The 12,378-nt window shown below is 68.5% G+C and carries 12 protein-coding genes and 2 pseudogenes; 6 read left to right on the forward strand and 8 right to left on the reverse strand.

Annotated features, from left to right (window positions below; translation table 11 throughout):
* Nucleotides 1–457 precede the first annotated feature (457 nt).
* Both ADBZ9K_RS22200 and ADBZ9K_RS22205 read left to right on the forward strand, forming a co-directional pair.
* A complete protein-coding gene (locus ADBZ9K_RS22200; protein ID WP_526624372.1) occupies nt 458–1,522 on the forward strand; it encodes a MinD/ParA family ATP-binding protein in 1,065 nt (354 codons plus the stop codon).
* Nucleotides 1,503–2,261, forward strand: a complete 759-nt coding sequence (locus ADBZ9K_RS22205; RefSeq protein ID WP_526624374.1) for a serine/threonine-protein kinase — start codon at nt 1,503–1,505, stop codon at nt 2,259–2,261. The genes ADBZ9K_RS22200 and ADBZ9K_RS22205 overlap by 20 nt, the downstream gene beginning before the upstream one ends.
* Before the next feature lie 54 nt (nt 2,262–2,315).
* Here the strand turns inward: ADBZ9K_RS22205 and ADBZ9K_RS22210 are convergent.
* The 7 genes and pseudogenes from ADBZ9K_RS22210 to ADBZ9K_RS22240 form a co-directional block, all read right to left on the reverse strand.
* Nucleotides 2,316–2,720: pseudogene (locus ADBZ9K_RS22210) on the reverse strand (P-loop NTPase family protein); the annotation flags it as partial.
* A pseudogene (locus tag ADBZ9K_RS22215) lies at nt 2,718–2,822 on the reverse strand (hypothetical protein); the annotation flags it as partial. The pseudogenes ADBZ9K_RS22210 and ADBZ9K_RS22215, both read right to left, overlap by 3 nt.
* A gap of 46 nt (nt 2,823–2,868) precedes the next feature.
* A complete protein-coding gene (locus ADBZ9K_RS22220; RefSeq protein WP_526624376.1) occupies nt 2,869–3,186 on the reverse strand; it encodes a DUF2710 family protein in 318 nt (105 codons plus the stop codon).
* Nucleotides 3,187–3,290: 104 nt separating this feature from the next.
* A complete protein-coding gene (locus tag ADBZ9K_RS22225) occupies nt 3,291–4,484 on the reverse strand; it encodes a DUF5631 domain-containing protein (protein ID WP_526624377.1) in 1,194 nt (397 codons plus the stop codon).
* Between the two features lie 253 nt (nt 4,485–4,737).
* Nucleotides 4,738–5,073 carry a hypothetical protein gene (locus ADBZ9K_RS22230; protein WP_526624379.1) on the reverse strand — a complete coding sequence of 112 codons (336 nt, stop codon included), beginning with the start codon at nt 5,071–5,073 and terminating at the stop codon, nt 4,738–4,740.
* Between the two features lie 142 nt (nt 5,074–5,215).
* The gene (locus ADBZ9K_RS22235) at nt 5,216–6,340 is read right to left on the reverse strand and encodes an FAD-dependent oxidoreductase (protein ID WP_526625577.1); all 1,125 of its coding nucleotides are present in this window, start codon (nt 6,338–6,340) and stop codon (nt 5,216–5,218) included.
* Nucleotides 6,341–6,375: 35 nt separating this feature from the next.
* Nucleotides 6,376–7,269: a DUF1295 domain-containing protein gene (locus ADBZ9K_RS22240; RefSeq protein ID WP_526624381.1), complete on the reverse strand. Its 894-nt coding sequence runs from the start codon at nt 7,267–7,269 to the stop codon at nt 6,376–6,378.
* Nucleotides 7,270–7,514: 245 nt separating this feature from the next.
* Here ADBZ9K_RS22240 and ADBZ9K_RS22245 point away from each other — a divergent pair, with 245 nt between their 5' ends.
* A complete protein-coding gene (locus ADBZ9K_RS22245) occupies nt 7,515–8,711 on the forward strand; it encodes an acyl-CoA dehydrogenase family protein (RefSeq protein WP_526624383.1) in 1,197 nt (398 codons plus the stop codon).
* Nucleotides 8,704–9,858 (forward strand): acyl-CoA dehydrogenase family protein, encoded by a 1,155-nt coding sequence (locus ADBZ9K_RS22250; protein ID WP_526624385.1) that lies wholly within the window; start codon nt 8,704–8,706, stop codon nt 9,856–9,858. Before ADBZ9K_RS22245 ends, ADBZ9K_RS22250 begins: the two co-directional genes overlap by 8 nt.
* An 82-nt stretch (nt 9,859–9,940) precedes the next feature.
* Here ADBZ9K_RS22250 and ADBZ9K_RS22255 read toward each other — a convergent pair whose 3' ends face one another.
* The gene (locus tag ADBZ9K_RS22255) at nt 9,941–10,207 is read right to left on the reverse strand and encodes a hypothetical protein (protein WP_526624387.1); all 267 of its coding nucleotides are present in this window, start codon (nt 10,205–10,207) and stop codon (nt 9,941–9,943) included.
* A 338-nt stretch (nt 10,208–10,545) separates the two neighbouring features.
* Between ADBZ9K_RS22255 and ADBZ9K_RS22260 the strand changes: the two genes are divergently transcribed.
* Complete coding sequence (locus tag ADBZ9K_RS22260; protein ID WP_526624388.1) at nt 10,546–11,925, forward strand: hypothetical protein; 1,380 nt, start codon at nt 10,546–10,548, stop codon at nt 11,923–11,925.
* Nucleotides 11,926–12,167: 242 nt separating this feature from the next.
* Nucleotides 12,168–12,335 carry a hypothetical protein gene (locus ADBZ9K_RS22265; protein WP_526624390.1) on the forward strand — a complete coding sequence of 56 codons (168 nt, stop codon included), beginning with the start codon at nt 12,168–12,170 and terminating at the stop codon, nt 12,333–12,335.
* Nucleotides 12,336–12,378 lie beyond the last annotated feature (43 nt).

Raw genomic sequence — 12,378 nt, forward strand, 5'->3', positions numbered from 1 at the left:
GCGCCCCGTCAGGGGATTCCTCCGTGCGTCGCTGGACGGGGTCCCACTCTGGTGTCAACAAGTCGTAAAACGATATGCCAAACCGGGCCTGACATGCCAACTTAGTCTAGGCTTACTTGGTTGCCCAGCCGCAGTGCGGGAAGGGATGGCCTACCGGCCGGGCAGTTGCGGAATCCGTTGTTGCCGCGCCGGTGTCGCGACGGGATCGACGGTCATGGCGCGGTAGGTCTGACGAGGTGCCCCGCCCGGCGGCTTCACAGCCTTTGCTCGGCATCGTCGAACCTGGGCAGGCAGAAGCCCCGGTCACGGGGAGCGGGGGTGGAAAAACTCTCGTCGGATTCTTAGAGACGACCGGGTCCCGGCCCCCTCCTTCTCGCCCAAACCAACAGTTGGGTGAGAAAGTGCGAGTAGATCACGCCAAAACGTCGATCTCGAGCGAGAAGCGATACTGGACACGATGACCGACCGCGACGACCACCTGCGCGAGCGCTACCGCCAGGGCCCGGGGTATCCCGCCGGGCCGCCGACGGAGCGCATTCCCCGCGTCGTGGTGCCCCCGTCGCCGCCGCCCCCGGCTGCGATGCCGTATCCCCCGCTACCGGTCCCGACGCCTCCGCGGCCGGTGAAACCCAAGCCCACCCACGGCTGGCGCCGCGGCGTCCACGCGGCGACGTTCGGGCTGGTCAATCCCGGCCCGTCGCGTCAGCAGCGGCGGGTGGCAGCGATGGAGGCGATGGTGGCCGCGCCGTTGCGGGGTCACTACAAGATCGGTGTGCTGGGCAAGGGCGGGGTCGGCAAGACGACCGTGGCCGCCAGCGTCGGCTGCGTGCTGGCCGAACTGCGCCGCGGTGACCGGGTGGTCGCCGTCGACGCCGACACCGCGTTCGGGCGCCTCGGCAGCCGGATCGACCCGCGAGCGGACGGCTCCTACTGGGAGCTGGCCAAGAACAAGAACCTGCAATCCTTCGCCGAGGTGCTCACCCGAATGGGCAGCAACTCCTCGGGCCTGTTCGTGCTGGCCGGCGAGAACGGCAGCCGCCGCGGAATCCTGGATCCGGCGATCTACCGCGAGGCCACCATGCGCCTGGACCGGCACTTCACCATTTCCATCGTCGACTGCGGTTCGACGATGGACGCCCCGGTCACCCAGGAGGCGATGCGGGATATGGACGCCCTGATCGTGGTGTCCTCACCGTGGCCAGACGGTGCCTCTGCAGCCGCGCAGACGATGGAATGGCTTGCCGCGCACGGCAAGACCGGCCTGATGCAACGCTCGGTGATCGTGCTAAACGATTCCGACGGCCACTCCGACAAACGCACCCGCGGGGTGCTCGCCGACCAGTTCCGGTCACGCCGGCAGGCGGTGGTGGAGGTGCCCTTCGATCCGGGCCTGCGCCCCGGCGGGGTCATCAACAACACCAGCGAGATGTCGGCAGCCACCCGCGCCGCCTTCGTCGAAGTGGCGGCGGTGCTCTCGCATTTCTTCGCCACGATGCCCCACCGTGGACCCGGCACCCGCTAGCGTCGCCGGCTACGCGATCCGATCGGTGCTCGGCACCGGTGGTATGAGCACCGTTTACCTGGCGCATGACTCGGCCCGCCTGGTCGCGCTGAAGGTGTTCAACTCTGGATGCCCCACACCGCCGGCCCTTCACCATCCGAATATCGTTGCGGTGTATGGGCATGGGCAGACGCCGGAGGGACAGGGCTGGCTCGCCATGCGGTACGCGCCCGGCGGAGACGCCGACGCCGAGCTGCGGGCCGGGCGGATGCCGCCGGAGCGTGCGGTACAGATCGTCGCCGATATCGCCGAGGCCCTGGACTACGCGCACGCGCACGGCGTGGTCCATGGCGATGTCAAGCCGTCCAATTTCCTTCTGGCGGAGCGTGTTCTGCTCGCCGATTTCGGCGTACCGCCATTCGCCAACGATGGTCTGGTACTGACCTCGGCGGCGTACGCGGCACCGGAGATGTTGCGCGGCAGGGAAGTCGACGGACGTGCGGATGTGTACTCGTTGGGCTGCTCGCTGTTTCGGCTGTTGACCGGCAAGCCACCGTTCTTCAACGCCGGATCCAAGGATGAGGTGGTGCGCGCCCACCTGCACCGCCCAGCCCCCCGGGCCACCGAGTGGGCGCCGTGGCTGCCGCCGGCGATGGACGAGGTGGTCGCCACCGCGATGGCCAAGGATCCGCCTGAGCGTTACCAGAGCGCCGGGGATCTGGCCCGCGCGGCCGCGGCCGCGTTGTCACCGCGAAAGTAACGCCAAGGCGGCCGAATCGCAGCTAAGCCGCCGTCGCGTTACCCTCGGCGGTACTCACAGTTCTATCGGCACATGCTTTTCGGTGCACGCATGCATGACCGCCGCCACCACATCCTGGGTCCGCAGCGTCTCGAGGTCCTCGACGGTCACTGACCCACGATTCGTCCGGTTCTGGGCGGCCACCCGTGAATCCCGCAGGCGTTCGGCTCGCTCGACCACGTTGCGGGCAAACCGGCCGTTCTGCATCAGGTCGATGCCGTGGGTCCCGTCAGGCGCCAGGTAGGCACGCAACTTGCGGCACGCCGCGCTCAGCGCGTCACGCGCGGCCGGCTCGATCACGGTGGCCCGTGGGTCGCCATACCGCACAGCGATCTCGACGAGTTCATCGGGGCTGTAGGACTCGAAACGCAGCTTGCGGTTGAACCGGCCGGCCAAACCCGGGTTCACTGTGAGGAATTCGTGCTTCATCCGCACCGAGAACCGGGTGATCGCGGCCCGCAACCGGCGGTTGTAGAACAGGTGTCCGGAGTTCTGATCCCGATTCGACAGGTTCAGCGGCACGGGTGGTGTCCTCCCGCCAGCAACTCGGCGACGGCCGCGGCGGGGTTCACCGCAGCCCGCTTCCGTAGCGCTCCTGGTTGTCGGTTTCGGCCTCCTCGCGGAGCGCTTCGAACGCCAAGTTCAGCCGGTCGGTCAGCTCGCCATGGCTGTAGTCGGTGACGACCGCGGGATGCAGCGTGAGTTCGATGAGCCTGCCGTCGGAGTTCGCCACCGCGTGAATGTCCCCCAGGTCGACGCTGTAGGTGATGGTCTCGGCTTGGGCTACGAGCGCCTCCCACCGCTCGGCCGCCTCGCTCAGTTCCCGCAAGACCGCGTCGACGAGATCCTTGTCGCTAAGCTCGCGATCACCGCCGGACCCCGCCACATTGCCAGTATGTCGAGCGTCACTACCTGCGTCAATTCACCTTTAAACTGCCCAGCACCGATGGCAGCGCAGATCGCCCCAGCAACCTCAGTGCGTCCCACCAGTCACGTCGCGGCGCCCCATTGGCTGCTCGGCGGGGCGTCGAGCGCTTCAAACCAAGCGAAGTGGTAGTTGGCTGAGAGCAGGTCGCCGACGGCGATCGCCTCGGTCGCGGCCAGCAGCAGACAGTTGCTCAGCGTGGCCGGATCGATGTCGGGATACTGCGCCATCAGCTGGTAGCGGGCGGTGTCGCTGTGCACCCGCAGGACGTCGACCTCGGCCTCGACCACCCCGGTGCGGGCCGCACCCGCCTTGGCCAGCGTGTGCACCATCCGTGGCAAACCATCCCGCCAATGGGTAGCCTCGGCCAGTTTCCAGCCGAGGTCGTCGACCAAGGGCAGCTGGCGGCCGTCTGGGGAGGCCGCCATCGGCTCGTGCCGGACGCCACCGAACGGGTCACCGGGGTGATACACCGCCGAGCGAACCACGTCACCCAGCAGTTCGGCCACCCGGCCGACCCGCCTGGCCGGGGGCAGCAGCCCGACCCCGGCGGGCAGGTCGACGCCGGGCGGGATCCAGCCGTACGCAAGGTCGGTCACTAGCACGGTCGTCCCGTCGGCGCGCTCACCAATCGCCCAGCGCAACCCGGGCTCCTGGCGCGCCACGAACGCCAGCGGGCGCCCCAGGTCATCGGGTTCGGGTTCGCTGGGCACGACGGGAGGTGCAGCGGGCCGGATCGCGGCCGGTTCCGGGGCCTGGACCGACTGCGGCCCGGTGCGCTCGTTGTCCCCGACCTCCCGGACGGCGTCCTCGACCTCGACGACCGTGTCGATCACCTGGGTGTCTGCGAGGGTGGGGCGGCGCACCGGTGCGGCGGTCAGGCTCGGCGACTCGGTGCCGAAACCCAGCCCTCCGCTACGCAGGTGCCGAACCGTTGATTCCACCCGCAACACGGCAAATGCCCGCCCGACATTGATGATCCGCGCTTCCTCGGCTCGGCGGGCGGCCTCGGACATGCCGGCCCGGCGCAAGGCGCGCAGTCGTTCGTTGGCGGAGTCAGCGATGCGCTGCAGGTCGTTTTTCAGGTACTCGGCGACCGTCGCCGTTGCCGGAGTCACGGTCTCCAGCTCGGCGGGCCACAGTCCGCCGATGACCCACGGTGTGCAGTCGGCGGGCGCGTCGAAAGTCGGCACCGAGAGGGCTTGCTGCGTCGCCCTCTTCAGGCGCCGGCGCGCCGTGTTCCGACCGAAGACCGCCACGGCGAAAGCCTACCGTCGATCGCCGGGCTGTCAGTTCGGCCGACAACGCCGCCGGGACCAGCGGCCTCCCGGCCGATCACGCCTCTCGGCCGCGGACCGCCGTGCGGTGTGACAGCGCCGGCGCTCGGCGCACCCGTTCGCCTCGATGAGGCTGCGGCCCTTGGTCATTCGATGCCGGTCGACACGACAACGGCCCGCCCCCCACTGGGGAGCGGGCCGTTGCGATGGTGCAGGGCGGCGGGTCAGTCCGCAGCTAGCAGGGCACCGCTGCGCCGGAGGGAGCGAAGCACAGGCACGGCTCGCCAACCGGGGTGTAGTAGGGCTGACCGTCTGGGGTGTAGCAAGGTGGCTCACCGATGTAGGCGGGCGCCAGCGGGTACTCCGGCGGAATCGCGTACACGATCGGGTTCACCCCGACCGGGCCGACGACACCGCCGACACCCACCGGGCCCGCGGGGCCAACAACAGGTCCGCCGGGACCGCCAGGGCCGCAGACCCCGCGGCAGTCAGCCTGCGCCGCTGAGGCCGTGACGAGTGAACCCATCGACAGTGCCGCCACGGCGAGCAGCGTTGTCGCAAACTTCTTCACGTTGGCTCCGTTCTCTTCGGTGGAAAAAGCTACCTGCATCATGCAGGTTACGCAGTTCATCGGCTGATCGCGCCAGTAGTCCCGGCCCCGCGCACGAATCCTGGGCAAATACTTGCTCGTCGGGTCGGGCATACCGCCACGGCTACGCCAGCGGCTGGTTCTCCCGCACCCCTTTGTAGATGCCGCGGCGCACGATCCACGGCAGCAGCACCCGGTCGATCGACCAGGCCGGGAACGTGTAGGCACTGCCGTTGGGCGCGAACACTTCCAGGCCGTCGGGCTGGATGCCCAGGACCGAGCCCCAGCGCCGCCGGGGTGGCCGGTAGGTCTTGAGCGGGCGGTCGGCCAACGCGGCACGGATGTTGTGGGCCAGCAGGCCGTCGGCCCTGGCCCGGGCCGACGCCCGAAGCGGGTCGGTGGCCGCGACGTCGCCGATCGCGAAGATCCGGTGATGGCCGGGCAGCCGCAGCTGCGGGGTGACCTTCACGAAGCCGTCGTCGTCGAGCAGTTCGGGCGGCAGCCACCCGGTGTTAGGCCGCACCCGGCCGATCGCCCAGAGCACCGCGTCGGCCGACGCCGGCGGCTGCCCAGTGCTCCACGCCACCGGCTCGTCGGTGATCGCATCCCCGGCGAACCCGTCGGGAATCACCGCGCGATACCCGGGATGCAATCCGACACCGAGCCCGATCAGCTTGCGCTGCACCCGTTCCCACGTCCGCGGGTGATGCTCGACCAGCGCGCGGTCGTGCGGGAAGTACAGGTCCACCCGGGTGCGCGGCCAGGCCGTCGCGATGTTGGCGGCAGCACTGACCGCGGCCGCCCCACCACCGACGACGATCACCGAACCCGCTGCGGCCAGCTGCCGGTGGGCGGCGGTCAGGTCCGCGGCGATCTCCTCGGGGGTCTGCACGGTCGGCCGGCGCCAGAAACCGTTGCTCACGCCGGTGGAGATGACCAGCACGTCATACGGTTCGGCGACCGGTGACCCGTCGGTGGCGGTGGCGGAGACGGTGTGGTGTTCGAGGTCGACGCCGGTCAGGGTGGCCTGCACGGTCCGCACCGAGTCGAGCGCACGGAACTTCTCGAACGGGATCCAGTTGTCGCGCGCCCAGTCTTTCGGCCGGGCCAGCCGGACGCCGAGTTCCTGACCGCTGACCAGGGCCGGCTTGACCGAGATGCCGACGATGTCGGCGTGCGGGGCCAGCCGGATCGCGGTGAGCACCCCGCTATCGCCCAAGCCTGCGATGACGACCCGGGGCCGGCTCATGCGCTGTTGATTCGCTCCGCCAGCGTCAGCGTCGCTCATGTGGTGACCTCTCGTGGCGGGCGGGGAAACAGCATCGGCACCCGGTCGATGACGTCCTGGTACTGCGGACGCCGTTGCAGGCTGCGCTTTTCCATCAACGGGATGCTGGCACCCAGGAACATCGCGATCATCGCCGCTACCCCGACGAACAGCCACCACCAGTCACCCGGCGAAGCAGCCACCCCGAACAGGGCCAGCGATAGCCAGAACCCGATCTCCCCCAAGTAATTCGGGTGCCGCGACCACGCCCATAGGCCACGGTCCATCACCGCGCCGGGCTCTTTGGCCGCGACGAACCGGTGCATCTGGATATCGGCGACCAGTTCCAGCGTCACCGCCGCGACACCGACGGCGAAGGCGACCCAGCTCAACCACACCAGGCCCACGCCGGGCGCGGTCACCGCGACGTACACCGGCAGCATCCCCAGGAACACCTGGAGGGTGGGAACGAGGTGGATGCCGAACAGGTCCGCGAAGAACTCCCACCGGCCGGCACCCTCACGCAACAGCGGATAGCGCCAGTCCTCGTGATGCAGGCCGGGAAATCCGTAGGCCCAGTTGCCCGTCAACCGGATCGCCCAGTACATGACGACGACGGTCAGCAGCCAGCAGCGCAACGAATCCAGGCCCAGCGGGCCCGCGGCCCACCAATACACCAGCAGCAGCGGCGGGATCACGCTCCAGTAGGCGTCGTAGAAACTGGAGTTGCGATAGGCGCGGCTGAAGATGAACACCACCAGGGTGGCCAACACATCGGCGGTGAGGGCGTCCAGCCACAGCCGGCCGGTAGCCGAAGGCCCCCAGAGCAGCCAGGCAGCGCCGGCCCCTACCGCAACCAGATAGGCCACGACGACGAGCGACAACGAATGAGTCTTGCTCCGGTTGACCATGCCGCAGCCTCCTAGATCAACGTGGCGCAGGTGACGCGCGCGCGTTCGACCGCGGCCGAACTGTAACACGTTCTAATTTTCCGGTCGAGGCCCGACAGCGAGGTCCGCCGACAGTAACCTCACGGCGATCCGAGGCCCAATTTTCCGCCATCAGGTCACTGTCGGCACGCACGCGCGTCGCCCACGATCCGCAAGACTTGACACCTGCCAACTAGGCCGGAAACCGCGTTCCCTATCGTGGCGGAATGAGCACCGTTGCTGATGCCGACCGGGTCGCGGACCTGGCCCGGCGGGTCGTCGCCGACCACGACCCGAAGACCGTCCCGATCCCGGAGTACCTCGGCGCCTGTTACGACGCCGGCCTGTCCTGGGTGCATTTCCCCGAGGGCCTGGGTGGGCTCGGCTTGTCCCGCGGCCTGCAGGCGGTGGCCGACCGGATTCTGCAGGGTGCCGGCGGGCCCGTCCCGCTCGGCCTGAACCCGATGGGCTACGGCATGGCCGCGCCGACGGTGCGCGAGCACGCCCAGAGCGACGACCTCAAGAAAGAACTGCTGCGGCCGCTGGCCACCACCGAGCACATCTGGTGCCAGCTGTTCTCCGAGCCCGGAGCCGGATCCGACCTGGCCGGGCTGGCGACGTCGGCGGTGCCCGATGGTGGCGAGTGGGTGATCAACGGCCAGAAGGTGTGGACCAGCCTGGCTCATCGGGCGCGGTGGGGCCTGCTGCTGGCCCGCACCAACCCCGATGTGCCCAAGCACAAGGGGCTGACCTACTTCGTCCTCGACATGCACGCACCCGGCGTGGAAACCCGCCCCCTGCGGCAGATGACCGGGCAGGCCGAGTTCAACGAGGTCTACATCACCGATGCCCGCATTCCGGACAGCCACCGCCTGGGCGCGGTCGGAAACGGCTGGGGGGTGGCCATGACCACCCTGATGAACGAGCGCAGCGCGCTGGGCGCCAGCGGCAGCCGGCGTGGCGGCGGAACCATCAAAGACGCCGTGGCGCTGTGGGCATCACGCCCGGACCTGCACACCCCGGTGCTGCGGGACCGGTTGTCGCAGCTGTGGTTACGTTCGGAAGCCCAGCGCCTGACCGCCGAGCGCTCGCGAGCCTCGGCGACCGCAGGCGGTCCCGGCCCGGAAGCCTCGATTGGCAAGCTGGTCGGCGCCGAGCTGAATCAGCACATCTATCAGTGGTGCATGGATCTGCTTGGGCCGGAGGGGATTCTGTACAACGGCTACGGGCGCCGCGATGAGGCCGCGGACAGCGGCGACTGGCGCGGCCCGATCCAGCAGCGGTTCCTGCGCAGCCGTGCCAACACCATCGAAGGCGGTACCTCCGAGGTGATGCGCAACATCCTCGGCGAGCGGGTGCTGGGCCTGCCCGGTGACCTGCGTGCCGATGCCGGCATGCCGTGGAAGGAGATCCCCCGTGGCTAGTGCTGAGTTCACGTTCACCGAGGAGCAGCAGCAGTTGCGCGCCGCCGTGCGCAAGTTCTGCGCCGAGAACTTCGACGAGCAGACCGTGCGCCGGTTGATGGAGTCGGAGGTGCCCTTCGACGCCGCGGTGTGGAGCCGGCTGGGATCCGAGCTCGGCGTGCTCGGCCTCTCGGTCCCCGAGGACGACGGCGGTGCCGGCGGATCGCTGGTCGACCAGGCCGTCGCGGTGGAGGAGATCGGCGCCACGCTCGGCTGCGGTCCGCTGTTCGGCACGGTGTATCTGGCCATCCCGGCGCTGGTGGCCTGCCCGGCCTCCCCCGCGCGGGACGCGCTGCTCACCGAGTTGGTGGAGGGCACCCGCACGGCGGCGTTCGCCGTCGCCGATGTGGCCGGGGCGTTCGACCCGGCCGCGGTGACGGTGACCGCCGAGGGCGACACGCTGACCGGCACCGTCGCGCGGGTGATCGACGGTGCCGCCGCCGACGAAATCCTGCTCGCGGCAAGCAGTTCCGCGGGCATCGGCCTGTACGCGGTGGATGCAACCGCGGTGCAGCGCACCCCGCTGACCACCCTGGACCTGACCCGTCCACAGGCCACGATCACCCTGGCCGGTGCCCCGGCCCGCCTGCTGGCCGGGCCCGAGGAGGCCGAGCGGGTGATCACCCATGCGCTGCAGGTCGGTTCGGCGCTACTTGCCGTCGAGCAGGTCGGTGCCGCGCAGCATCTGCTGGACCTGGCCGTCGACTACGCCAAGTCCCGGCTGCAGTTCGGCCGCCAGATCGGCTCGTTCCAGGCGATCAAGCACAAACTGGCCGACATGCTCGTCGATCTTGAGCACGCCCGCTCGGCCGCCTATCACGCGGTCTGGGCGCTGACCGACGGCTCCGACGAACCGGCGCTGGCGGCCAGCATTGCGCAGGCGACGGCCTCGGCCGCGTTCAGCCGCATTGCCGCCGACACCATCCAGGTGCTCGGCGGGATCGGCTTCACCTGGGAACACCAGGCGCACTTGTACTTCAAACGCGCCGCCACCGACGCCGCACTGCTGGGCACCGCCGAGCAGCACCGCTCCCGGGTGGCCGATTTCGTGCTCGACACCGCCGCGGCCGACGGTGGCGCCGGGGTGGCCGACGGGTTGCCGGCCTGAGTCGGGTTGACAACAGCGTTCGGGCGCGAGAAGTGCTGAGAACTTCTCGCGCCCGAACGGTTTCCGTGGTTCGCCCGGCTCGTCAGCCGCGATTCCACTGGTGGTGATGATGGATCGAGGTACCCGGCTGGGGCTGGTTGTTCTGCCCCGGGAAGGTCGGGTGTGGGGTGGGGTGGCTCATGTTGGGTCCGGCGCTGATCCCGCTGGGCCCGACGTTCGTCGAGGCGGCGTCGGCGTAGCTGTCGGCCGCGCCGCCCAGGGCGACCAGCGCGGGGCCAGCGGCCAGCAGGGCGCCTGCGGCGATGCGCTTGAACCAGATTGATGTCGTGGTGGTGGTCGTGATGGTCATAAGTCGTGCTCGTTCTCTTCGTGCTTTCGCCGGTTTGCCGGCGGTGAGTAAACGATCTCTCACCACGGCGCCGGTGTCTGTCCGCTGACCGGCCCCGACCGCGGATGAATCCGTTGTCCCCCGATCGGGGGACAACGACCGCGCAGGGCGGGCCACTGATCGGTTGTCGAAGCGGCCGGGTGTTCCGCCCGCTGCCGCACCTGGCCTTGGGTGGCCGTGGCCGGGATTGCCTGTTGTCAACTGGTTGGACCAGTCGCGTTTACTGTGCTAGCTTCGCCGTGTTTGCACAGCATCGCGCAGCTTGAGGTCGCCTAACGACCTCTCGGGGAGGAGTCATCATGGCGAGTCAAGTCGGACGGTTCAGCGGCCGGGCGGTGCGCTCCCAGCTAATCGCCGGTGCCGCCGCTGTGGTCAGCGTGAGCGCCATCGCCACGAGCGCAGTGACAGTCCCCGACCTGGATCACCCGTCGCTCCGCGTGCCGACCATGGCGACAGTCGAACTGGCGGCGCTGGCCAATCCGGTTCTCGAACTCTTCGACACCCTGGACAAGGCGAACCTCTACCTGTTCTCCATCGCCGAACCGCCCGTCACGACATTCGACCGAGCCGGCATCATTCCGGACTTCCTCGCCGCCGGCGCGCCCATCCTCAGCCAGTACTTCCTCAACGCCTCTGACTACGTCAACAAGACCATCCAGTACCTGATCCGCGACTACGCCGACTATCCCACCTACGCGTACCCCGGTGCGTTACGTCTCTTGGTGTGGGCGCTCGATGCGCTGCCCAAGAACATCGTCTACGCAGCGCAGCAGGTGTTCGCCGGAAACCTCGTCGGAGCACTGCAAACGTTTAATTTCGCGGTCATCAATCCCGTCCAGGCGGCGCTGTACCAAACGCTGAACGCCGGGCTGTACGTCCTCGGCGGTGTAGGCGACCGCAGCGCGGCCGTGATCACCGCCATCGCCGAACAGCTCCCCACGACAATCCGCCACATCGCCGACAGCGCTACCATCGCCCTCGACGCGACGGAACACGTCGTCGAAAATGTCGCCTACGGCATTCAGACACTCAGCCCGGAGAGAATCTGGAATGCCCTTGTCGTGGGACTGCTGGGCACATCCAGCGACCCCAGCCACCCGACGATCCCCGACGCGCTGATCAACCAGACGATCGGCGAAGGTGGCCGACTGTATTTCACGAGCTACCAGCCCGGCCCATACACCACGGTGCCGAGTCTCCGGCAAGACCTGATCGAGCTGAGGGACGCGATCACAGACGCCCTGGCCACCGACGTGCCAGTGCCAGACAATCCCCCATTCGAGGTCTCGAAAGCCATCGACTCGTTCATTCCGACGCCATGGCAACCGACACCGGTTGCAGCACCCGTGCAAGCCACCGCCTCGGCGAGCTCGACGACCTCGACGACGACCGCTGCGGTCGAGCAGCCGAGCGTAGCCACAACGGCAGCGAACAACACGGCTGAGGCCAGCGGCAACGGCAGTGACGCTGCCCGGTCCGGTGCGCAGTCGGCCGACACGTCGCGCGACGACAGCGACGAGTCATCGCCGAACGCGGTCCGGCCGACCCATAGCCCCGACGGCACCGGGAGAACGAAGGCCCGACTCACCCGGAGTGCTGGCGCGGCCGCCCAGAGTGCGACGGGAGCGACGGCAGCGAAGCCTTCCGGGCGGGCCGTTGCCCGTTCCGCTGCTCAGTAATCGGCTCACATTTCGACTCACCCATCCCGCCCCGGTGGCCATCGAGCATCCGTTGTCGAACCATCCGATCCCGTTGTGGTCCGGAACACACTGTCGTACCGCGTAATCGGGATTAGGCATTCAATTGCTGCCAACCGACGATCATCGGCTGCCACCGGAACTAAATTGTCGACCTCCCGACGTTAGGTCAGTCAGCGGCACGGAAATCCACTCCGGCCGTTGAGGAAGAGGGAAAAGACATCATGACGAAGATCACCATCACCACCGCTATCGCCGGCGCGTTGACCGCAGCGGTTCTGGGCCTTGCCGCGCCCGCGCAGGCCGACCTCGGTCACAACGACTGGGTGAACAACATCGCTCCGACGGCCACCGTGCCGCACGTTGATACGACCGTACACGGGAGCCGTTGATCAGCAACGTTTTCCGCGCGAGGGGCACCCGAACCGGGTGCCC

The organism is Mycobacterium sp. (assembly GCF_965229265.1).
Lineage (GTDB): Bacteria > Actinomycetota > Actinomycetes > Mycobacteriales > Mycobacteriaceae > Mycobacterium.